The organism is Chitinophaga varians (assembly GCF_014529945.1).
Taxonomy (GTDB): domain Bacteria; phylum Bacteroidota; class Bacteroidia; order Chitinophagales; family Chitinophagaceae; genus Chitinophaga; species Chitinophaga varians.
Map to the genome: position 1 here is coordinate 789,997 of NZ_JACVFB010000003.1, position 22,809 is coordinate 812,805.

The 22,809-nt window shown below is 49.9% G+C and carries 25 protein-coding genes; all 25 read right to left on the reverse strand.

Annotated elements, in window-relative coordinates:
- Positions 1 to 44: 44 nt before the first annotated feature.
- The 25 genes from ICL55_RS35595 to ICL55_RS17710 all read right to left on the reverse strand — a co-directional run bounded on the left by ICL55_RS35595 (position 45) and on the right by ICL55_RS17710 (position 22,736).
- Entirely contained in the window at positions 45 to 1,229 is a 1,185-nt protein-coding gene (locus tag ICL55_RS35595; RefSeq protein WP_188099594.1) for a DUF2062 domain-containing protein, read from the reverse strand.
- The gene (locus tag ICL55_RS17595) at positions 1,230 to 1,592 is read right to left on the reverse strand and encodes an ApeI family dehydratase (RefSeq protein WP_188099596.1); all 363 of its coding nucleotides are present in this window, start codon (positions 1,590 to 1,592) and stop codon (positions 1,230 to 1,232) included.
- Positions 1,593 to 1,660: 68 nt separating this feature from the next.
- Positions 1,661 to 2,281: a flexirubin biosynthesis protein LolB2 gene (gene lolB2, locus ICL55_RS17600; protein WP_484484287.1), complete on the reverse strand. Its 621-nt coding sequence runs from the start codon at positions 2,279 to 2,281 to the stop codon at positions 1,661 to 1,663.
- Positions 2,259 to 2,891, reverse strand: a complete 633-nt coding sequence (gene lolA2, locus ICL55_RS17605; RefSeq protein WP_188099600.1) for a flexirubin biosynthesis/transport protein LolA2 — start codon at positions 2,889 to 2,891, stop codon at positions 2,259 to 2,261. Before lolA2 ends, lolB2 begins: the two co-directional genes overlap by 23 nt.
- On the reverse strand, positions 2,884 to 3,663 hold the full coding sequence (locus ICL55_RS17610; protein ID WP_188099602.1) for a polysaccharide deacetylase family protein: 780 nt from the start codon (positions 3,661 to 3,663) through the stop codon (positions 2,884 to 2,886). Before ICL55_RS17610 ends, lolA2 begins: the two co-directional genes overlap by 8 nt.
- A complete protein-coding gene (locus tag ICL55_RS17615) occupies positions 3,653 to 4,723 on the reverse strand; it encodes a beta-ketoacyl synthase chain length factor (protein ID WP_188099604.1) in 1,071 nt (356 codons plus the stop codon). The genes ICL55_RS17610 and ICL55_RS17615 overlap by 11 nt, the downstream gene beginning before the upstream one ends.
- 16 nt (positions 4,724 to 4,739) lie before the next feature.
- Positions 4,740 to 5,933, reverse strand: coding sequence for a beta-ketoacyl-[acyl-carrier-protein] synthase family protein (locus tag ICL55_RS17620; protein ID WP_188099606.1), 1,194 nt, complete (start codon positions 5,931 to 5,933; stop codon positions 4,740 to 4,742).
- Complete coding sequence (locus tag ICL55_RS17625; RefSeq protein ID WP_188099608.1) at positions 5,930 to 6,193, reverse strand: phosphopantetheine-binding protein; 264 nt, start codon at positions 6,191 to 6,193, stop codon at positions 5,930 to 5,932. The genes ICL55_RS17620 and ICL55_RS17625 overlap by 4 nt, the downstream gene beginning before the upstream one ends.
- 18 nt (positions 6,194 to 6,211) lie before the next feature.
- Positions 6,212 to 6,766, reverse strand: a complete 555-nt coding sequence (locus ICL55_RS17630) for a beta-ketoacyl-[acyl-carrier-protein] synthase family protein (RefSeq protein WP_188099610.1) — start codon at positions 6,764 to 6,766, stop codon at positions 6,212 to 6,214.
- A gap of 64 nt (positions 6,767 to 6,830) precedes the next feature.
- Positions 6,831 to 8,087, reverse strand: a complete 1,257-nt coding sequence (locus ICL55_RS17635; protein ID WP_188099613.1) for an NAD(P)/FAD-dependent oxidoreductase — start codon at positions 8,085 to 8,087, stop codon at positions 6,831 to 6,833.
- A 126-nt stretch (positions 8,088 to 8,213) separates the two neighbouring features.
- Positions 8,214 to 9,275, reverse strand: a complete 1,062-nt coding sequence (locus tag ICL55_RS17640; RefSeq protein WP_188099615.1) for a class I SAM-dependent methyltransferase — start codon at positions 9,273 to 9,275, stop codon at positions 8,214 to 8,216.
- 52 nt (positions 9,276 to 9,327) lie between these two features.
- A complete protein-coding gene (locus ICL55_RS17645; RefSeq protein ID WP_188099617.1) occupies positions 9,328 to 10,512 on the reverse strand; it encodes a beta-ketoacyl-[acyl-carrier-protein] synthase family protein in 1,185 nt (394 codons plus the stop codon).
- A 7-nt stretch (positions 10,513 to 10,519) separates the two neighbouring features.
- Positions 10,520 to 10,948 carry an acyl-CoA thioesterase gene (locus ICL55_RS17650; RefSeq protein WP_188099619.1) on the reverse strand — a complete coding sequence of 143 codons (429 nt, stop codon included), beginning with the start codon at positions 10,946 to 10,948 and terminating at the stop codon, positions 10,520 to 10,522.
- A gap of 90 nt (positions 10,949 to 11,038) precedes the next feature.
- Complete coding sequence (locus ICL55_RS17655) at positions 11,039 to 11,767, reverse strand: hypothetical protein (RefSeq protein ID WP_188099621.1); 729 nt, start codon at positions 11,765 to 11,767, stop codon at positions 11,039 to 11,041.
- 3 nt (positions 11,768 to 11,770) lie between these two features.
- Positions 11,771 to 12,199 (reverse strand): hotdog family protein, encoded by a 429-nt coding sequence (locus ICL55_RS17660; protein WP_188099623.1) that lies wholly within the window; start codon positions 12,197 to 12,199, stop codon positions 11,771 to 11,773.
- Positions 12,200 to 12,275: 76 nt separating this feature from the next.
- On the reverse strand, positions 12,276 to 13,151 hold the full coding sequence (locus ICL55_RS17665; RefSeq protein ID WP_188099625.1) for a lysophospholipid acyltransferase family protein: 876 nt from the start codon (positions 13,149 to 13,151) through the stop codon (positions 12,276 to 12,278).
- Complete coding sequence (locus ICL55_RS17670; RefSeq protein WP_078667209.1) at positions 13,151 to 13,408, reverse strand: acyl carrier protein; 258 nt, start codon at positions 13,406 to 13,408, stop codon at positions 13,151 to 13,153. The genes ICL55_RS17665 and ICL55_RS17670 overlap by 1 nt, the downstream gene beginning before the upstream one ends.
- 181 nt (positions 13,409 to 13,589) lie before the next feature.
- Positions 13,590 to 14,816 carry a beta-ketoacyl-[acyl-carrier-protein] synthase family protein gene (locus tag ICL55_RS17675; RefSeq protein WP_188099627.1) on the reverse strand — a complete coding sequence of 409 codons (1,227 nt, stop codon included), beginning with the start codon at positions 14,814 to 14,816 and terminating at the stop codon, positions 13,590 to 13,592.
- A gap of 14 nt (positions 14,817 to 14,830) precedes the next feature.
- The gene (gene flxB, locus ICL55_RS17680) at positions 14,831 to 15,562 is read right to left on the reverse strand and encodes a flexirubin biosynthesis SDR family reductase FlxB (RefSeq protein WP_188099629.1); all 732 of its coding nucleotides are present in this window, start codon (positions 15,560 to 15,562) and stop codon (positions 14,831 to 14,833) included.
- Positions 15,563 to 15,630: 68 nt separating this feature from the next.
- Positions 15,631 to 17,169, reverse strand: coding sequence for a flexirubin biosynthesis tyrosine ammonia-lyase FlxA (flxA, locus tag ICL55_RS17685; protein WP_188099631.1), 1,539 nt, complete (start codon positions 17,167 to 17,169; stop codon positions 15,631 to 15,633).
- A gap of 146 nt (positions 17,170 to 17,315) precedes the next feature.
- On the reverse strand, positions 17,316 to 18,608 hold the full coding sequence (locus tag ICL55_RS17690; RefSeq protein ID WP_188099633.1) for a hemolysin family protein: 1,293 nt from the start codon (positions 18,606 to 18,608) through the stop codon (positions 17,316 to 17,318).
- Between the two features lie 24 nt (positions 18,609 to 18,632).
- Positions 18,633 to 19,364, reverse strand: coding sequence for a ZIP family metal transporter (locus ICL55_RS17695; protein WP_188099635.1), 732 nt, complete (start codon positions 19,362 to 19,364; stop codon positions 18,633 to 18,635).
- Positions 19,361 to 19,939: a phosphatase PAP2 family protein gene (locus ICL55_RS17700; protein ID WP_188099637.1), complete on the reverse strand. Its 579-nt coding sequence runs from the start codon at positions 19,937 to 19,939 to the stop codon at positions 19,361 to 19,363. Before ICL55_RS17700 ends, ICL55_RS17695 begins: the two co-directional genes overlap by 4 nt.
- A gap of 2 nt (positions 19,940 to 19,941) precedes the next feature.
- Positions 19,942 to 20,694 carry a class I SAM-dependent methyltransferase gene (locus ICL55_RS17705; protein WP_188099639.1) on the reverse strand — a complete coding sequence of 251 codons (753 nt, stop codon included), beginning with the start codon at positions 20,692 to 20,694 and terminating at the stop codon, positions 19,942 to 19,944.
- A 26-nt stretch (positions 20,695 to 20,720) separates the two neighbouring features.
- A complete protein-coding gene (locus ICL55_RS17710) occupies positions 20,721 to 22,736 on the reverse strand; it encodes an LTA synthase family protein (RefSeq protein ID WP_188099641.1) in 2,016 nt (671 codons plus the stop codon).
- Between the last annotated feature and the right edge of the window lie 73 nt (positions 22,737 to 22,809).

Here is a 22,809-nt window from a genome sequence, read left to right on the forward strand (position 1 = left end):
ATTACGAGTGGTGAAGCCATTAGTAATAGACAATTCGTAAGTATTTATTTGTTTTTTCTGAATATGGCCAGTAAGGCATAACTGATAGCCCATGCTGCCAGTCCGGCGACAATAGCCAGTGTAATGGCGCCGAAAACATACTGGAGCAGGTTATCCCCTACTGCGGCTATGGAAAAATGTTTATCAAACAACAGATCTTTGGCTGATCTTCCCATCCATACTTTTCCTGCCAGGAAACTGAAAAAGATCACGAAGGGAGTTAACGGCGGCGTGCTCACGTGGGCTGCAAGGAACACCAACGCTTTGTTGAGCTTTAGTTTAACGGATACCAGAAAGGCCACCAGCAGCTGGAATCCCCATATGGGCACAATACCCATAAATACGCCGAAACCAATGGCCGCAGCTTTGCGTGCATTAGATTCTTCGGCGTTCAGTATTTCTTCTTTCCACATCTTCTTCCAGTTCTCTTTTTTCAGCATCCACAGAAAAAAGTCTCTCGGTTTGATGTACAGAAAAGTAATCAATACTAATACCGTATTTAATACGCTGATGCGCGAAAAATCCTGAAACGGACGAAAGTGGGATATCCTTTCTTCTGCAGGCGGATAATACACTTTCACCGGTGTCCAGTCTATCTTCACCCCCTTCCAGGCGCTACGCACCAGTACTTCTATTTCAAATTCATATTTGGTGCACCACCAGCGGGTACGGCCCATGCGGCGCAGCGGGTATAACCGGTAGCCTGATTGTGTGTCTGGCCCCTTCAGGCCTGTTTCCACATAAAACCAGAAGTTGGAAAACTTATTGGCAAAACTGTTTTTGCCAGGCATGTTCTCCTGGTTCAGGTTGCGGGCGCCTATCACCAGTGTTTCCGGATGGGTATTGATTTTGTCCAGCATACCGGGCAGGTCGGAGGCAAAATGCTGTCCGTCTGCATCCATGGTGATCACATAATCATATCCCTGTGTCAGCGCATATTCGAAACCCCGGCGAAGCGCAATGCCTTTGCCACGGTTAGGGCTATACGATACTTTATGTACGGCAGGATATTTCTCGAGAATAGTGCTGGTATGATCGGTAGCACCATCATTCACGACAATCACGTGCGAGGTATAGGACAGTGCTCCCTTCACTACCTCTTCCAGCGTACCAGCGTTGTTGTAGGTAGGAATGAGCACCGCCGCGCGATGACGCTCAAAATGTTCGTTATGTGTACTGTTGGTTGTCACTTATTTAAATACTCCCTGAAATTTCATAAATGTGGTGGCTTCCCTTTTTAGGGTGGCGTTCACTTTCCATCCTCCGTTCTCTTCTGCCTTGTAAGTCAGGTTCACATCTACCAGCGGTTGCTGTACCGGGTCTATCATGTTCAGGAACTTCATCAGACCGGCTTTCTGCAGCCGTACTTTCTGCTGTACGGCATCTTCCAGCGTTTCGGTGACGATCTGCATCATGCATACGCCGGGCACCACCGGCTGTTCCGGGAAGTGGCCACCGAAAATAGGATGTGCAGCATTCAGTTCCAGGGTGAGGGTTACCTGGCCATCTTCATTTACGACGGTTCTAATGTTGTAAAAGTTTCCTTTTAGCATTTTGATATTTTGATATTTTGATATTTAAATAGTCCTTTCTCCGCTTCGGTCAACTCGTAATTCGTGCTTTATCTGTGTGTTTTTTGCAGCGAGATATTGAACCGGAAGTGCTGATGCTCGATACGGATGGTGTCCGGCGTACCCTGCGTATAGTGCTCCATCCACACCTTTACCACCGGTTTGCGCACAGAGGATTTCTCTATGCGTACCAACTGCGTGCAGGCGCTATCCGTGATATAATAGTTATGACCCTTTTCAGTGGGCACTACGGTATAACGGTACCGGCTATCCGTTGCCACATGTGCCTGACGAAGGTCCGGCCGCAGCAGCACCAGCTCGAAATCTTTACGCAGCGTGGTCACCACCGCTTTTTTATCCATCCTGGGCAACAGGTAATGTTTGGTGAAATTTCCCTGTTTATCAAATTCGAAATCAAAGAATTTAAATCCCATCTCGTTGGCAAATACCACCCGCAGGCTGCTGTCGGGCATCTGTTTAAAAAACAGCAGTCCGCTCAGGTGATGCTTCAGAATATTGACCTGCGTACTGTACAAGGTGGCATCGAAAGCAGGGCTGAACTGCCGGATGCAGTCCACATTACCTTCGGTGCGCCGCAACCCTTTATAAACGGAGGTGCAGCTGGTCAGCAACGTCACTAACAGTACACTATTTAACCACAAATACCGCATCCGGAATATTCGCATTCACTTGTTTATGTAAAAAGCTGATGTTCGTATCATCACCGGATGGCTCTGCCATGGTGATGCTCGACACCGTAAAATCTTTTTTGTCCACTACCAGGGTGATCGTCTTGAAATAACCAGCCATGGCCTTGTTGACAGGCACCATCTCCAGCCGGTAGCTCTGTGCATTTTCATATGCTTTGGTGGTGAAGTCGGTATTGTCCAGCACAGTGCCGCGTACACAGTCGACTGTAATTTTATTGATCTGTTCAAACAACTTGTTGTTCTTGCCAGACACTTTACTTTCCTTCTGGGCATCTTTGATACGGATGTCTTTTCCGTTCATCACCAGCAGATAATAGGAAGGCTGCTGATATTCCATGCGGACTTTATTTTCCCGCTTGAACCAGAATTTTCCTTTCGAAGTAATTTTATCAGAGAGCATGCTCAGGTTCTTTTCCTGCACAAAGTCGCACTGAATACTCTGGGTCTGCTGGGCAGCCCTGGCAAATTCCTTTTTAACGACCGACAGGTCGGTGACCGGTTTAAAACCCGACTGCGCATGCAGTTGCAACGACAGCAGGGAGATCACACCTATCATCATCCATTTACACATAAGCTGGCACTTTTAACATTTTATCCATCCTTTCCAGCCGGTATCCTTCCGCTTTGATGGCGCTGATCAGCCGGGACAGGATACTGGCGGTGATGCCGCAGGTGTCATGCAACAGGATCACCGCACCGGGGTGCAGTTCCGACATGATTTTCTGCAATAATTTATTTTCATCTGTCGCTACCGTGTCCATAGAGCGGATGCTCCAGCCCACAGGCAGGTAATTGTTTCTTTTGATGGCCCTCGCCAGATTGGGATTGGTGACCCCGTATGGCGGGCGGAACAGGCGCGGTTGCAGCCCGGTGGCGTTGATGGTCACGGAGTCCATCTTTTCCATGTCTTTCCCCATGGTGCTGCTGGTATACATATCGAACCAGAAATCATGCGAATAGGTATGGTTACCGATCACATGACCTTCTGCGTGTATCCGTTGCAGTAAGTGGGTATTGCCCTCGATATTTTTGCCGATACAAAAGAAAGCGGCTTTCACCTGATGTTGATCGAGGATATCGAGGATCTGCGGCGTATGTGTTTCCTCCGGTCCGTCATCGAAGGAGAGCGCTACCACATTTTCTGTGGTCGGTGCTGCGCAGATGGTTTTAATGAAGAAATCAGAGCGGATGTTCATGGCGCCTCTGATATAAAAAGGCAGCAGTAACAACAGCGGCAGTACCAGCCACCAGAACGACAACGGGTACAGGCCGGACAATCTGATGCCCAGCAGTATGGCCACACTCGTGATGATGATGATATTTGCGGTCCGGCTATTCAACATGAGAGAGCAAAATCAGGGAGTGATGCGTACCCTGATGATGGTTATACAATAATATTTTTTTGATGCTGCGGGGCGCCTTGCCGTAGAACATGGCCACATCGGGCACTGCCTGATCGGCCAGGATGCTGTTGGCCAGCCACATACCGAAACCGGCAGCAGTCGGGTATTCGCCGCAGAGATGTTTGAAGCTCGCTTCCGGATGTTCGGGGAACAAGGCTTCCACTACTTCCTCGTAAATGTCATCCTGATCGATGTCACCGTTTCTGCCGGTAACAAGGAGATCAATATCGTTGGGGGTACAGTTGTTGTCTTCGAGGAACTTCATGATATGGCCGATCACCTCTCCTTCCCACATGGGCTTGTAGAGGGTGCTGATGCCTGTCAGTTCAGCGACGGTATGTTGTTCCGGTTGGGTGCCAAGGGTAAAGAAAGCGGCGCCTTCTCCGGCAATAGTGCCACGGGTGGGGCTTTTCAGCAGCTCCATGGTTTTCACCGGTTCTTTCTTATACAGTCCGAAGCGGGACAGTATCTGGTAACTATGCGGGGTGAGTTCATCCAGTCCGCCTACCAGTATATTTTGCGCACTGCCTTCACGCAGCATCATCACGGTGTCCAGCAGGGCATTTTCAAAAGAGAAGCCCCGGTGCACGAAAGTATTGTTATAGCCGTTGCAGCCCAGCAGCAGCGCTATCTGTCCGCCTACGGTATTGTGGGTGCTTTGGATAAAAGCGGTAGGCGTCAGCATTTCTTCCTGTTGATTCACCATTTTGGTCAGGAACACGCCGGTATCGTCGAGGCAACCGTAAGCGGTGCCGGTCACGATAGCGTCCGGCTGTGTGATGCCTGCGGCCTGCAGACTGAGGTTGGCCGCGCCAACGCCCATTTTTACCACGCGGCTCATGCGGCGGATCTGTTTTACATCGATCCACTGCTTGTAGTCCGGATCTACCGTTGCCAGCTTTACCTGCTCATATTCGCGCAGATTGGCCAGCAAAGGTCCTCCTGCCGCAGTTTCCTGCGGAGAAATACAACCGGTGCCGTTTATATAGATCGTCAACATCATCTCTTTTTAATCACTAAAAACTGGAAAAAACCAGGCTGGAACAGTTACCACCAAAACCGAAGGAGTTAGACATCACATGGCGCAGGTCATTGCCTTCGGACCAGGCGGTGGCCGGTGTAAACGGCAGTTCCTTCATCTGGTGCTCAAAACGCGCATTGGGATAGATAATCCCTTCTTTCACGGAGACAGCCGATAATACCGCTTCAATACCGCCACTGGCGCCTAATGTATGCCCGGTGAATGATTTGGTGGAGCTCATGGCCGGGAAATGCGGCGCAAAGATGCGGTTGATGGCAATACCTTCAGACACATCGTTGTTACCGGTACCGGTACCATGCAGGTTGATATACCCGATCTGCTGCGGCTGCAGTCCGCTCATGTCCAGTGCGCCTTTCATGGCCAGGTAGTTGCCGGTGCCGTCGGGCGATGAAGCCGTCTGGTGATAGGCGTCGTTGGCATTGGCGAAACCGCTGAGGCGGCACCAGGGCTGGAGTTGGGCAGCGAGGCTGTCGGACACCAGCACCACATAACCGGCGCCTTCCCCCAGATTAAGCCCGGTACGGGTTTCATCGAAAGGGCGACAAGGTTGCTGGTCGAGGATCATGAGGGTATTAAAACCGTTGAGCGTAAAGCGGGTCAATGCGTCTGTACCGCCGGCAATCACCACGTCCACGATATTATTGCGTATCAGCCGGTAGCCGTACATCAGCGCGTTAGCGCCGGAAGAACAGGCCGTACTAATGGTAGACACGTGATGCCGGATGCCCAGGGCGTCGGCCACTATTTCGGTAATGCTGCCACATTCGTGGTGCATCACCTGATGCAGACGGCCCTTGCGGTTGTCTGCCAGATATTCCGCGAAAAAGTCTTCCGTTTTGTCCATACCGCCTACCGTATTGCCGGACACCAATCCGACACGGTAACGGGAGATATCGTCCAGGCCGGACGATTGCCACGCTTCCCTGGCAGCGATCAGGCTGAGCAGCGCGGTGCGACTGATATTTTCCGGTAATCCGGCCATATCCGCCAGCATGTCGTTATCTGCCTTCACCTCTGCTACGGGGAAAGTGTTACGGTGCACAGATGACAGGTATTTCATGGCACCCATGCCCGGTTTCATCTCACGGAAAGCCTGCAGGCATTCACGTAAGTTCAGGCCTATGCCGCTGATGACGCCGCCACCTGCTATCCACACCTTTTCACTCATGCTTTGGCTGTTTGTTGAGCAACAATAAATTCCGCCATAGAACGGATGGAGTAGAAGATCTCCGGTCCCTGTTCAGGATTGGCGATACGGATGTTATAATGCTGTTGCAGCAATACGATCAGTTCCAGCGCATCGATAGAATCGAGACCCAGCCCTTCTTTAAACAACGGTTCATCGTTGCTGATGCTTTCCGGTGTTACTTCCTGCAAATTCAATTGTTCGATGATCTGTTTTTTCAGATCTGCCATCAGCTGTTCCATTACGATTTTGATATTTTATTATTTAGACATTTTATAGAGCTCGTTCAGCGCTCCGGCTGTTGCCCGTTGGGCCATTCCCCGCGGTGTTTGCTCCAGCAGGAACAACGCTACTTCGTAGTCATCGCCCATCACTTCCACCCAACCGCAAAGGCAAGCCTGTAGCGGCGTGGTAGCGAGCAGTTGCGCAGGGTAACTGCTCATCAGCTCCGCATCGAAATTTTCGGACACGAAGAAGATATTCTCTCCTTTAAAACCATGCCGGATGCAGATTTCCCCCATCACAATGTTAGGGAGGGTATATACGAAAAGGGCCGGACTGGCGATATCTTTCACCGTGGCATAATAACGGATGTCTGTATCCAGGCTGCCACTGCGGTTAGACAACACCATGCCCACTGTTTCCGGCGACAGCGCCTGCACGGGGGCATGTTTGAGCAGCACTTCCGCTGCCAGCCATCCCAGTTTGCTGAGGGCATCCATTTTATGGAACTTGGGATACTGTCCGGAAAACCGGTCATATCCGGCCCGCAGCCATTCCTGTAGCTCCATGCTCCGGTCAGCTTCCCACAACAAGGCTCCGTTTAACCAGATGCCGTGATGCCGTATGATACAACTTCCTGTAATATATGCTTCCGCGCTATTCAATCTCTGAACTGCTTTTTAATTTTTCTGTTAATTCTATGGTCCGGGCCAGGCGTTTGAGCGCCGTTTCGTGGTTTTTCACAAACGGATTGCTCATATCCCAGACATATCCTGCCAGTACGGAGCAGATCTGTCCTTTGATCACCGGGTCTGCGTCTTTCTTGAAGAAGATGGTGTCCAGCGTGCCTTCGTACCATGCCATCACATAGGAACGGAAGGTATTCACCCCTTGCAGGGTAGGCTCCATATATTCTTTCTCCCAATCTACTTCCTCTCCGCGCAGTTTTTTGATCACGAGTTTGGCTGCTGTTTGACTGGAAACGCAGGCCAAAGTTACGCCAGAAGAGAAAATCGGGTCCAAAAATTCTGTCACGTTGCCGGTCAGCACAAAACCATCTCCATAAAACTTATCGGTGGTGGCAGACCAGGACTGGAGCACTCTTGGCTCAAATACCAGTTCCACATCGCGGAAACGTTCGCGGGTATAGGGTTCTGCTTCCAGCAGGGCACGGTACACTTCCTCGTCGGTACCGGGGTACTGTGCAAAAAACTCAGGGTCGCCCACGAAACCAAGGGAGGTAACGCCGGTGGAGAACGGGATAATCCAGATCCAGACACCTTTTTTATGCACCACTGCGGTGATACGGTTAGGTTCATCCGCCATGGAGCGGCGTACGTCTACCGTGTGGGAGAAGAGCGCTTTACGCGGCTGGAGGCTGGAATTTTTTTCCAGGTTGAACAAACGCGGGATCACCCGGCCATAGCCGCTGCCATCCACGATGAAGCGGGCTTCGATAGTGGATTTGTTCCCGTCTTTGTCTTCTATGGTGGTCACTGAATCAGTGCCGTTAAAACGTATATCCGTTACCGTTGTTTCGTAAGAAACCGGTACGCCCATACTTTCTACGGTATCTGCCAGTGTTTTATCGAAATCAGCTCTTGTCACCTGCCAGGTCCAGGTCCAGCCGGGCGTATACTGTTCCTTGAACGTAAAGTCGCAGAGCGCATCGCCTTTTACAAACTTGGCACCGAATTTTTCCTGAAAACCTTTGGCCTTAATGGCGTCGATGAAGCCTGCTTCATTCAGCGCGTCCATACTGCGGGGCAGCAGGCTCTCGCCGATCACGAAGCGGGGGAACTTCATCTTTTCAACGATTTTCACTTTGTAACCCGCCTGGTGGATAATAGACGCCGCTACTGTACCGGCAGGTCCCGCACCTATCACCAAAACATCTACTTGTTCAGTTTTCATACGGTAAAATTTAATTTGTTCATTTTTTTATTTAGACATTTTTTTATTGTCTGTGTTTCATTCATTAAGTGAATTCCACAGCTAACACCAATAATCAAATACCCAAATAATCAAATAGCTAAATAATCAGGGTTTTTTAACTTTTAACAACGTATAGTTGAGCCCCATCTTATCGTTCTCTTCCGCTACCACCAGTCCTGCATCGTGGATACACTGGAAGAAGTCATCGGTATGGTACATCTGGCTGTTACCGTTCGCCATCGCGGTAAAATACAGGGACGTCTGCTGGAGGCAGAAGGCGGCCGACTTAAACTGCTGGCGGTTCCAGAATGGTTCCAGGATGTAGATGGTGCCGTTGTCATTGAGTGCTTCACGGCAGCGGGAAAGGATAGACACGATTTCAGCTTCGGAGAAGCAGTCGAGGAACTGGCTCATCCAGATGGCGTCAAATCCTTTAGGGAACGGGATGTCCTCATGCAGGATATTGGCGATATGGAAATGCACACGGTCGGCCACGCCGGCATCTTTCATTTTCTGCTGCGCGATATTCGCCTGACCGGGAATATCGAAGATGGTTACCTCTACGGCCGGGTCTTTGGCGGTGCAGGCCAGCGCCCATTTACCGGTGTTACCACCGATATCGAGCAGGCGTTTGGGTTTATTTTCAAAAACGATGTCCAGTGCACCGGGGGTGGCGAGATCAGAGTAGTAGTGGTCAAAGTCGAACCAGCTTTTGCCCACTGCCGGTGGCAGGAGAGACAGACCTGGGTAGATGGTGTCCCATGGGCCCAGCTCTTTCAGGCCTTCCGGTTTACCATTGCGGAGACTGTCTTCCAGATGATACATCCCTTTGTAGCAGATATCCTGCGTAAAGTCCATGTTGATACGGGTGAGCTGATCATGCAGGATAAAATATCCGGTTTTGGTCAGTGTATATTTTTTATCGTTCACGATCACCAGTTCCATACCCAAACCGGCTTCCAGCAATACTCTCACTGCGTAGCGGTTCATATTGGTTTTTTCCATTATCTCCTCAATGGTGATGCCCGCAGATCCGCTGTCACTCACTGCTTTCAGAATGCCCATGTCGCGCAGAGCCCTCGTAGCCTGGAAAGCTATCGGAGCGAAGGCCAGCCACAATGCTGCTTCTTTTGCCTGTAATGCTGTTTTCGTTTCCTTGTTAAACATAAATCTTGAAAAATTACGAATGACGAATTACGAATAACGAATTAGGAGTGACTTATGCATGGGAGTTAGCTCCCAATTCGTCATTCGTCATTCGTAATTCATAACTGCTGAATATCATGGCTGCATTGCAACCACCGAAGCCGGACACCGTTTTGAGGAAGTGGCGGGACGATTGTTGGCGCAGGGTATTGCTAACGTTGACAGGCATACTTACACCGGGTGTTTCGTATCCTTTGGTGGGCAGTATAACGCCGGTTTTCATGGCTTTTACACTGATAATGGCTTCCACCAGCCCGGCGGCGCCGAGGGTGTGGCCATAATAGCCTTTGAGGCTGTTGACCGGCACGGCTGCCAGTCCTGCGTGATGCAGGGCTTTGGCTTCCATCTCATCGTTGTACAGTGTGGCGGTACCGTGAGCGGATACAAATCCGATATCTTCCGGTTGAAGGCCGCTGCCTTTGAGGGCCAGTTGCATGGCGGCGGCCAGCTCCAGGCCGGTGCGGGAAGGGCCGGAAATATGATTGGCGTCGTTGCTGATAGCGCCGGCGCCCAGTACAATGGTGGCGTTGTGCGGGTCTTTACTGAGGACCATGGTAGCCGCAGCTTCACCCAGCGACACGCCGGTGCGGTCGGCATCGAAAGGCCGGCAAGGCACGGCGCTCACCGCCTGAAACGATTGAAAACCGGACAATACAAAACGGGTGAGCACATCGGCCCCCGTTACCACTACATGATCATACCTGCCGGCAGCGATCAGTCGCTGACCTGTGATAATGGCCACCAGTCCGGATATGCAGGCACTGCTGATCACCATGGGCGTATTGACGGCACCGAGACGGTCCGCTATTTTATTGGCCGTAGCGGCGGGCTGCAGCTGTGCAGGCGGTGGTATCACTCCTTCCTCCTGCTGTTCCAGCAGTTCAATATTTCCTTTAGTGGTAGAAATAATCAGTCCCGTACGGGGATCTGACAGGCTTATGTCTGTATGCGACAACGCTTCCGTAACGGAAGCGATCACCAGCTGTTCAAATTTCGTATAGTCTTCGATGTTAAGACCCTGTATGGCTTTTTCCAGCATATCATGGGGCATCATCGCACCATGGAAGGGTGCAGGGCCATAGTCTTCACGGTCCTGTAAACGGATGCCGCTATTGCCCCGGATGACCTGTTCAAAATTTTCATCCGTATTCACGCCCAGCGGCCCAACAATATTATCTGCAACTACGAAGACCATCATCCATTATCTAAAGGTGGTTATACAAGTGTCTGTTTTTCCAATCGGTAAAGAAAGTCGGTGTGGTCAACTGCAACAGCTCCGTGTCTTTGTCCAGGAAAACCTGCACGGAAGAGCCTTTAGCGATGATTTCACCGGTAGCGGGATTGGAAAGCACATAGTTAAATCTGATCTTGGCCGCGAGGTCGTCTACGAAGGTCGTTTCCACCTTTACGCGATCGCCATAACGCAGCGGACGTTTATAGTCGCACTGTATATTCACCACGGGTGCAGTAAATCCGGCATTAAAAATATCCAGGTAACGTAAAGCATACTTTTCACCGAAAGCCTCTCTTCCGTCTTCAAAATACCTTACATAGTGGCCATGCCAGACTATGCTCAGTGAATCCACTTCGTTAAACTTCACCGGAAATTCGGTGCATTCGGTTATTGAGTCCATATTATTTTGTTATTTGGCCATTTGGGAATTTGATCATTTAGAGAATCCTTTAAATGATCAAATTCCCAAATAACAAAATATCCAAATGGTTTATCCTTTCTTCTTCGGCGCTTTTTTTGCTTTTTCTTCTTTAGCGATCGCCGTTTTAGTTTCTTTCTTAGGAGCTACCGGTACTTCTTCTACAGGATCTTTCGCGTCCGCATATTTTTCTTTCAGCTTTTTGTAGTCGATGTGTTCCAGTACTTTATGTACGGTGTAAGCCCAGTAGTTGCGGAAACCGAAGCCCTGTGCTTTGCCCGTCATGCGTTCTGTCATGAGCACGTTGCGGGAGCTCATGTCCACTACGGTCACGTACATGGCGGCTTCTTTTTCTGTTTTGCTCATGCCTTCCATAACAAACAGCACACCAATACCTTTTTTGTCGCCGAATTTGTAGCCTTTCACCAGTTTGGTGATATCTTCCGGTTTCAGGCGGCTGTAGTCAGCTTCATTTTCCGACTTCATTTTGTCGACGTTGATATCGGCATTTCTCTGATTGGTTTCGCTGAGATCGAATTCCACGCTGGAGCGATGGAAAGCGCCTTTCACATCGTATTTTTTAGGCTCATTTCTGATCACGTCGTTGATACCGGCGAAATGGCGGTTGATATCGCTGGCGGCGGCATCACCGAGCAGGCGTGCCTGTGTGAAATCCACGCCCAGCCAGGTAAAGGGGGTATCAGTGTTTTCCAGAAAGTTTTTCAGTTTCTGGGCCTGTGTAGCACTGATGAAGCAGCTACAGATAAGAATGGTCAGGGTAAAAACTTTACGGATAATCATAATTTATTTATTAAGCGGGTTGATGAAAATTTTCATTTCACACTGTGCCATCACTCTGCCGTCGTACATTACTTTTCCGGTCACCATCGTGGCGTTGAACACTTCTCCGCCAATTTCCGTGGTTGTTTCGATGGTTTGTCCTGCGGGAGGCAGTTCCAATATCTCGAGGTTATTGACTGCGCCGATAAAGCCCAGTGGTACGGGGCTGTTTTCCTGTCTGGCGATGTAGCCAATACGGGCGGCAGCTGTTTGGGCTATATTTTCCATAAGGCCGGGAGGCATGAGCACGCCGTTTTCCACAAATACGTTATCGGGTGCAATATGCAGGGCGGTACGGGTTTTCGGGCCATCCACTTCCAGGATGCCACTGATCATGACAATCGGTGTACGCTGGGGAATGTAAGCGGTAATATCGTCTGAATGAATAAACATCTGCACAAGTTATTATTTATAGACAAAACACGAAATAAATCGAATTCTTCGACATTTTTGCGCGTAAAAACACGGATTATTCCCAAAAATCATAATAATTGAACCACTGTTCCGGGTAACGGCGGATCTTTTCTTCCAGCAGGGCGGTAAAATCGGCCACGGCTGTTTCTACGCCTTGTTGTCGGCGCCCATGGTAGGAACGGGGCTCCGTAGCGTAAAAATGATAATGGGTGGCCGTTTCCTTGAAGGCAAATACCACGCAAACGGGTACGCGGAAAGTAGACGCCAACAGGAAAGGGCCCATAGGAAAACGGGCGTCGTGGCCCAACAGCGGGGCGGTCACGGTTTTGTTGCCCGGCAGAAAACGATCGGCATGCATACACACCAGCTCCTGATTGCTCAGGGCTTCGTTGATGGCGTAGATATGTGACAAATCATCCTTGATCACGATGATATTCACATTTCTGTCGCCGGTCACGGAAGAAAGGTATTCCTTGATACGCTGATGCTCTCCATCGAACATGACAATATTAATACGGGTCTGCAACCGTTTAAACAGGTGTCCCGCTACTTCCCAGTTGCCCAGGTGGGCGCTCAGCAGAATGCCGCCACGTCCGCCGGCCACCATCTCGCGCAGATGGTGTTCCCCGTCAAAATCGAATGAGAACTTATTAGCCATATCGGCCATGACAACGATCTTATCGATCAGTGTCTGGCCAAATATATAATAGTTACGATACAGGCTGCGTAATGACTTCCACCTGCCGTAACCTATTTTGGTATGAAAGTAATGATAGATGGGTTTGGAAGAGCTCCGGGAAAATAAAAAGTAATAAAAAGCGACAAATCTCAACAGAAAATAAGCAGGGTAAACACCTCCATATCGTAATATGAAAATAAAGATACTGTAACCCAGCTTATTTCCTTTGGACTTTCCCTGCCAGGATGGCATTATACCAGTTCTTTTTGTTGAACACGAGCCGTTACATAATCGTAGAAATCCTGGAAGGTAACGATAGACTGGAAGTCTTCCGGTTTAACTTTAAAACCGAAATTATCTTCTATCACTACCACCATGTCGATATAATCCAGGCTGTCCAGATCCAGCGTGGATTTGAGGTTAGCTTCAGGTTTAATGTCAGTGGGGTTCGCCTCAAACTCCTCCACCAGAAACTTGTTCGTAACAGTTATTATTTCCTTGATATCCATAAAATGTGCGAATCAGATATAGGTCGTTTTAAAATAATTTATAGCGGTTAATCTTACCCAATCCTGATTTTATCCTCCAAAGTTAAAACATTTAGCTATTTGGTTATTTGGACATTTGATTATTTTCAGCTGCAGGGACCATTTAAATAAACAAATGACAAAATGAATAAATAGCAAAATTCTACATTCCATTCCATTTTCTGACGATGAGGGACGAGTTAGTTCCCCCGAAGCCGAAAGAGTTGGACAAAAATATATTAAATTTTTTATCAATTGTCTTTGTGGCAATATTCAGTTTAGCCGCGTCGCCGTCCGGGTTTTCCAGATTGATATTTGGGGCGATAAAATCGTGCTGCATCATGAGCATAGAATAAACGATTTCGCTGGCGCCGGCCATCCAGCATTCGTGGCCGGTCATGGACTTGGTAGAGCTGACGAATGGGTTGGAAGCGCCAAACACTTCGTAGATGGCACTGGCTTCGCTGGCATCGCCTGCCGGTGTGGAAGTGGCGTGTGCGTTGATGTATTCGATATCCGCTGCTTTCAGGCCGGCATCCTGCAAAGCGATTTGCAGGGAGCGTACCGGTCCGTCCACCGTAGGATTAGAGATATGGCTGCCATTGGAGGAGAATCCGTAGCCCAGTACTTCGCCGAGGATGGTAGCGCCTCTGCGCTGGGCTGATTCCAGGCTTTCGAGGATAACGGTGGCTGCGCCGCCGCTGGGCACCAGGCCGTCGCGGTCGCGGTCAAAAGGCCGGGAAGCCCTGGCCGGGTCATTTTCACGGACAGAGAACGCGGCGATGGCATCGAAATTACCCATGGCATATACGTTCACTTCCTGCGCGCCGCCACAGATCACGGCATCCTGCATGCCGTTGCGGATAAACATGTATCCGAGGCCGATAGCATGGGAGCCGCTGGCACAGGCCGCACTCACGGTGAAGTTAACTCCCCGCAGCTTAAAAATAGTGGCCAGATTCATGTTCACGGTGGAGTTCATGGTCTGGAACACGGAGCCGGAGCCTACCAGCATGGTGTCCTTCTTCTCCCGCATGATATCTGTAGCCTCTACCACCGGTTTGGCCGAGCTGTCGTTGCCGTACAACAGGCCCACCGGGGTTTTGTCAATATAGTCCTGGTCCATTCCCGCCTGGGCAAGTGCCTCACGGGTGGCCATATACGCAAATTCTGCCTGTTCGGGCATCATCAGCCTCGACCGGCGGTCCAGCAACCCTTTCAGCTCGGGGCGCGCTATATGGCCGGTCAGGCCGGAACGGTAGCCGAATGCCTTACGCTCCGGGTCCAGTACAATACCGGATTTGCCCTTATACAATGAATCTCTTACCTCCTGCATGTCTTTACCGATGCAGGAGTAGATTCCCATTCCAGTGATCACTACTCGGTTCATGTACAAACTGCTTTTTAAGTATGGAGACCTCCGTTGATGTTCAACACCTCTCCTGTGATATAGCCGGCTGCTTTGGATGTCAGGAACGCTACGGCTTCGGCCACTTCTTCGGGCGTACCGAAGCGGTTCATCGGCACCTGTGCCGCCAGTTCCTTCTCATTCAGTTCTGCGGTCATATCTGTTTTGATGAAGCCGGGCGCTATAGCATTCACGGTAACGCCCCGCTTGGCCACTTCCTGTGCCAGCGCCTTGGTAGCGCCAATTACGCCGGCCTTGGCGGCGGAGTAATTGGTTTGTCCCGGAAGCCCTTTAATGCCGGATAATGATACCATATTGATGATACGGCCATAACGCTTCAACAGCATCGTATTCAGCACCTGTTTGGTCACGTGGTAGAAGCCATTCAGGCTGATATTCAATACATTGCTCCATTGGGCTTCGGTCATCCAGAACATCAGGGAATCTTCCCGGATACCGGCGTTATTCACCAGAATTTCAATGGTGTGCTGATCTTTATTTTGCTCTACCCATCCGCCCAGCACATGTTGCACTTCGGCGGCATCGCCTACGTTGAACTGCAACAGCTCTCCGCTGCTGCCTTTTGCCTTCACCGCTTCCAGGGTGTCCTGAGCGGCGGCTTCATTGCCTTTATAATTGATCAGGACATGATATCCCAATTCAGCCATTTTAATACATATTGCCCTGCCAATACCGCGAGAGCCTCCTGTAATTAAGGCACACTTCATGTGAAATTACGAATTACGAATTACGAATTACGGACCACCGCATTTATGCTGCTGGTACCGGAGGGAAATCAGAACATTTTTACCGGCTCATTACATAACAGGTACTCCTTAATCTTGCCGAGGTCCTTGTACATAGGACTGTCCTCAATAAATTTAGGATAAATTGCCCTCACTTCCTGGTATACCTTATGGGAGAAACCAGCCAGTCTGTCCTGGCATTGCAGGTAATCTACCGCCTGTATGATGGTCAGTGTGTGGATAGCCAGCACCTCGAAGGTATTGGCGATCACCTTATTGGCCATCAGCGCGGAGTTACAGCCCATGCTCACGATATCCTGGTTATCGTTGTTATTTGGAATACTGTGCACATACATCGGGAAAGACAAGGTTTGGTTTTCCGCTACGGTAGAGGTGGCAGTAAACTGTGCGCCCTGCATACCGAAGTTGAAGCCCAGTTTGCCGAGGTTCATAAACGGCGGGAACTTGTGGTTCAGCTTCTCGTTCAGCAGGTAATTGAGCTGTCGCTCTGCCAGCATCGACAAGCGGGTGGTAGCGATCTTCAGCTTGTCCATCTCCAATGAGATATAATCGCCGTGGAAATTGCCGCCATGAAATACGTTTTCCAGTTCGTGGTCCACAACCGGGTTATCGCTCACGGAATTGAGCTCGTGTATCACTACTTTCTCTGCCTGTATGAGGGTATCATACACAGGGCCCAGGATCTGGGGCACGCAACGCAGGGAATAGTATTCCTGTACTTTATCTTTAAAGATCTCTTCTTCCAGTTCTTTGTAGAGATGGTCCGGACGGTGCCTTACCATGCGGCTGCCCTGTAATACTTCCCGCATTTTGGCGGCCACGGTGTTCTGCCCTACGTGCATCTTTACGGCATTCAGTTCGGCCGACAGGTGGTCATCGAATGCTTCCACGATTTCGTTGATCATAGCGGAGAGGGTCACGGCCCATCCCAGCAGCTGTCTGGCCTGTATCAGGTTCACGAGGCCGGCGCCGGTCATCGCGGACGTACCGTTGATGATGGCCAGTCCTTCGCGCACGTGAATACCGATGGGTTTTAATCCCAGGCGGGCGAATACTTCCGCCGTAGGTTGCATTTTATCTTCATACCATACTTCTCCTTCGCCGATCAGTACCAGTGCCAGGTGAGCGAGCTGTACGAGGTCGCCGCTGGCGCCTACGCCACCGTGTTCAAACACGCAGGGATATACGTTTTTGTTGATCAGGTCCTTCAGCAGGATGGTCACTTCCGGATGAATACCGGAATGGGCCTGCATAAAGCTGCTCAAACGGGCTATCATCAGCGCTTTGGTGATCACCGGAGAAAGCGGCTTGCCCGCGCCGGTGCTGTGGCTGCGGATCAGGTTATATTGCAGCTGAAAGGTATCGCTGTCGCTGATACGGTATTGGGCCATCGGTCCAAAACCGGTGTTGATACCATAGATCAGCTTTTTGGCAGAAAATTTCTGCAGAAATAAAAAGCTGGCTTCCACCTGCTGTAATGCCGCTGCGTCCAGGCTCAGCTCTTCGCCGGCGTAAAGCACTCTGTACACCTCATCGAGGGTCAGCGACTTACTTCCTAATACAACCATTTTATATTATATTATTTATTTATTTATGTGAAAAAGTGCTCAAAAATAGTACAAAGATGGATTTAATCAAATAAATCCACCCGGACATTCACGAATTACGGGTAAGTACGCATGCGGCAAATACTTGCTTTTGGGGATGGTAGGTTTTACTCTTCTTCAGTTTGCACAGGTGGTGTTACCAGTACCTTATCTATACGGTGAGCGTCCATATCCACAATTTCAAATTCAAAACCGCGCCATTGGAACTTCTCCCCTGTTTTGGGAATATGTTCCAGATGATGCAGGATAAATCCGGCTAACGTGTCAAAGTCCTGCTCAAATTCGGTCATCCAGTCTTCTTTATCAAATTCGGCCAGAAAATCATAGAATGGTATCTGCGCATCTACCAGCCAGGAGCCGTCATCACGGCGCACCATTTCATAATCGTCCACCTCTTCTGTTTCCGGCATGTCGCCCACAATCGCTTCGAGAATATCGTTGAGCGTGATCATACCCAGAAACGTGCCATATTCGTCCACGATGAAAGCGGCGTGCACGTGTGTTTCCTTAAACTTCTCGAGCACCTGGTAGGCGGTGTTGTTTTCCGGCACAAACAGCGGCTTGCGGATAATCTGCGCCAGTGGCGTGGATTTGCCGGTTACGGCGTACAGGTCTTTGATAGACACAATGCCTTTGATACTATCTATCTGCCCTTCGCATACCGGGTATACGTTGTGCAGGCTTTCGTGGATCTTCTGCTGATAGGCTGCCGGCGTTTCATTGATATCGAGCCAGGTGATGTCGTTACGGTAAGTCATGAGAGAGGTGATGTTACGGTCACCCAGGTGAAATACCCTTTCAATGATTTCCTGCTCTGTTTCTTCAATAGCTCCGGAAGTAGTGCCTTCGCTGATGATGGCTTTGATTTCTTCTTCTGTCACCTGCGCTCCTTCGGGATGCAGGTTAAATATTTTTACCAACACGTTGGTGGTGGAAGTTAACAACCAGATAAAAGGAAAGGTAAGCCAGGAAACGACCTGCATAGGGCTGGCCATTCTTTTGGCGATACCTTCAGGGCGGGCGGCGCCCAGCCTTTTAGGTACCAGTTCTCCCAGTACCAGTAAAAAATAAGTAATGACAATTACGACGATAATGGTGGAAAGAACGCCGCTATAGCCGGCTACCGTGGGATACTGGCTGAGCCAGGCCATTACCTCGTTTCTGATGGTACCTCCGGAATACATCCCGATGAGGATACCAATAAGTGTGAGACCGATTTGAACGGTAGAAAGAAATGTGTCCGGATTGTTGGCCAGCTTCAGTGCTGCCTTTGCTTTTTCATCCCCTTTATTGGCTTGCTGTTCCAGTCGGCTCTTGCGGGCCGAGACCAACGCCGTCTCCGACATTGCGAAAATGCCGTTGACTAAAATAAGGATGAGGATAATGACGACGACTTCCATGATTTAAAGTCTAAAAATAAAAAATTATTCAAATATTAAAGTAAGAAATGCCAGTACCAACCCTGTTGCGATGGCCAGCACTTTTTTGCTGCTTAATTCGTGATGTTTGGTACCACTTTCATAAAAAATGGTCGTGGAAATGTGCAGGAATGCCCCTATCACCAATGCTACCACGTACAATAAATAATGTGATACGATATCGAAGCGGTTGCCCATCCACCAGGCCAGTATGGCCGCTGCCGGCGTTACCACGGCAAAAGCCGTCAGTATCTGCCAGAGTTGTGTTTTGGATTTATGGGCATGGATCATTACCGTGATCAGGGTCAGTGCTTCCGGCACCTTGTGTGCCGCCACGCCCATCATCAGTGAAGGCAACGCCGACTGGTCTTCGTACTTAAATCCCAGCGGGATACCTTCCATGAAGGCGTGAATGGACAAGCCCAGCAACAGCGGCGTAACGGCGATATGATGATGGTTTTCACCCGGTAAATGGGTGTGGCCATGCTCCATGCCGTGTGACAGCTGCTGCAGAAATACCTGTAGGAAAAAGCCCAGCACAATGTAGATGCCTGCGCTATGGCCCAGTTCATGGTACACTTCCGGCAGCAGGTGCATGATCGTCACCCCAAACAGGAAAGCGCCGGTAAAAGCCAGCAGATAAATCGTAAAATTTGCATTGATACGCCTGATCGTCATGGGGATAACCCCACCGGCGAGCGTAGCCAACAGTATAAGTATCAGATATGTCCAGTTCATGATGTTTGTTCAGGCTCCAGTCTTATGCGGCGCTGGAAAAAACTACCGCTCAGCAGCCCGATCAGGCCACCCAGTACAGCACCACCCAGCACGTCCAGTGGATAATGCACCCCTACATATATCTGTGCGTAGCCGATAACAGCCGCCCACAGGAAAAACAACAGGGCGTACCGGCCCAAAGCTGATTTTAAAGTTAAGAAACAAAACGTCGCCAGCGCAAAATGGTTCGCGGCGTGGTTAGAGGTAAAACTGCCGCTCATAGGGCAATACACTACCAGTACCCGCGCATAGTGCGACACGATCGGGTCGCGGCAGGGCCTGAGACGGCCAAAGGCCTCTTTAATATATAGGCTGCTCTGATCTGCCAGTCCAAATACCAGCAGAAAAAAAACAATCCAGAAAAAGCCTCTCCAGCCGTAATTGATGGTGACGAACAATGCCAGGAACAGGTACAGCGGCGCCCATACATATGGCTCCCGCACAAAAGGCAGGACCACATCCAATACAGCATTATGCCATTGCGCGTTAATATGTAGAAATAAGCGCAGGTCCTGTTTCAGGATACTTTCAAGCATGGCTAAGGTTTTTGAGCAATGAGGACCATACGCGGCGAACGCTGTTCGTCATAGCTGTTAAAATGATAGTCCCCGAATATTTCAGTGATCACCAGGCCCTGTTTGGCGAACATCCGCTCAAAATCCGCGCGGGAGAAAGCGTTGACGCTCTCCGCGAAAGTGGCCCTTCTCATGAGGTTTTTATCGAGAATATTGATTTTTTTGAGGAATTTATGATTTTTCACTTCCCGCTGAATGTCGAACACCACGTTATCTTTCTCCTTTACCTCATCGTACACCAGGTGTTTTTCCACATAGGAACTGTTGAGATAGTCCAGCACCAGTTTCCCTCCGGGCCGGAGCGCGTTGGTCAGGGTACGCAGCGCATTGTCATTATCACGCTGTGATTCGAAATAACCGAAGCTGGTGAAGAAATTAAACACGACATCGAAGTAGTTGACGCGGAAAGGCAACCGCATATCATGCTGAAAAAAGCTCAGGTGGTCATTTTCCAGCTTTTTGGCGACATTGATGCTTTCTATGGAGAGATCTATACCAGTTACTTCATACCCCTTGTCTGCCAGGTACTTGGCATGACGTCCCCTTCCGCAGGCCACGTCCAGCATGGATGCATGAGCGGGTGGCTGCAGGTATGCCAGCAGTTTATCAATAAATGCGGCAGCCTCCTGCTCGTCACGGTTGTTGTAGAGCAGATGGTAGTAGGGGGAATTGAACCAATCTTTAAACCAGCTTTTGTCTATATCTATATCCATCATGATGCAATCATGCCCAAAGGCAAATATTACTTTTTGTTATTAAACATCAAATATCGCGTGCTTTCGAAGAAGCCTCGTGTTAAATTATCCAAATTTTTTGCCGTGTCTGGCTGTTGAGCCTGTATATTTTTCAGCGGATCGCCTTTCAGGTCGTACAGCGCTGTGGCATTGGTGGCCATGTTCACCTCGCTGAGGTATTGGTTTCCAATGAGTGCGTAGTATGGCTGCTGATTGCGGGCGTAGCTGATAAATACATATTTGCTGGTACGGGTACTGTCAAACAGGTTGGTGCCCAGGGTATAGTTTTTATACGGCAGGCCTACCATGCTGGCCATGGTGGGATAAACGTCCAGCAGGCTGCCGGGCGTGTTGATCACCTGTGGCTGCACATGGCCGGGGCCGTACATAAACGCGGTCACATGTACGCCACCGGTACCCATTTCATACTCCGGCATGGGCATAAAGGAGTATGGATTGAGGATACAGTTATGGTCGCCGAAGAACATAAAGACGGTATTGTTGAGGTACCCGTCTTTACGGGCCACGTCGATGAGATGGCCTACGTTGTAATCTTCATACCGCAGGGCGTTAAACTGATCGAGCGACACAAATCCGGATTTTTTGAATTTCGCCATGTCGATGTCTTTCTCGGTCAGCTTTTTAAAGTCGCCCGCCCCGCTGGTAGTGGTATACGGCGGGTGGTTGTCTGCCAGCTGCAGGAAAGCCACGAACGGCTTTTTCTGATCGTTGTTGGCTTTGAATATCTCGCTCGCCTCGGTGATCAGGTCATAATCGGAGATACCCCATACGTCTGCTTTGCCGGACTTGTACATGCCTTCCTCATGAATACTGATGCCCTCCACATTGTTGGTGAATACCGCGCGGATATTGGCCCAGTTGGTGTTGCCACCGAGGAGGTACAGTTTTTCGTAACCTTTGAACTGGTCCATGACGATACGCTGGTCCAGCATTTTAGGGTGGCGGCTGGCTGTTTTCACGGTGGTGATGTCCGGCAGACCGGTGGTAACGCCGAAAACAGTTTTCGCTGTGCTGATGGCCGGCACGTAGAAATTTTTGAAGAGGATGCCACTGTCGGCCAGCCGTTGCATATTGGGCGTGGCCTGCATAGGATTGCCGTACATGCTGGTAGGCGCGGCGCCGGTGGATTCCAGCATCACCAGCACTACGTTGAGCTTAGGTTTGGTGGAATCGCCGTGAACAGTGCGTACATACTCCAGTTTCTCAGCATCCGCCTTGTCTACTTTGAGGTAGTCGGCGATATACGGATAATATTTTTTGGTAAGATTAATATCATAGGTATCTCCTTCCACAGAGAAATTGGAGGCAAAATACAGGATGGGGTTAAGTCCCAGGCTGGTGACGCCGTTGTCGCGGGTGAACATGGCCTGGCTCCAGCGCAGCGGGAAATAGGCAAAGTTGCCATAGATACCGGCAGCGATGAGCAGGGTGAGCGCCGTTACATAACCGGTAAAGGGCCAGTTGCGCAGGTATACCGACGGCTGGGCCGCAAAACGGTTCCAGGTGCGCCGTTGCAGGCGGAAGACGAGGAACAGGAAAACGAAGATGCCGAGGAAGCCCCGTACCACCGGATAACTCTGCCATACCATCCGGGCATTGTCGGCCCGCTCCCCTTTAGCGAGGAAACGCATGATGGACGGGTCCAGCCGCATGCCGAGGTAGTCATAATGTCCCAGATCGAGGATATATAATAAGGTAAGGGCGGTAAAGACGATGAAGAGGTAAATGGCCACGGCTTTGCGTATAACCTTCGACGTAAAGAGGCCGTTACGGGCGATGACAGCTGTCAGCGCCACCGGCACCACCAGTATGAGCGCCAGCCGGAGGTCGAACTTGGTGCCCAGATACCACGCTTTGGCTATCGCACTGCTGCTGGTGATGGTGGTTTTAAAGAAGAACAGGTAAAAAATGAGCCTGAACAACACCATCAACAGGAAGAGATAGAGCGTTTGAACAAGCACATAACGAATATACCGGGGTATATTCTTCCAAAAGTATTGCATGCAACGTATAGCTGTTTTTTTAAAAGCGTAGCTGCAAATATAATGAAAACTGAATGGGGAAAATGGTCGATCT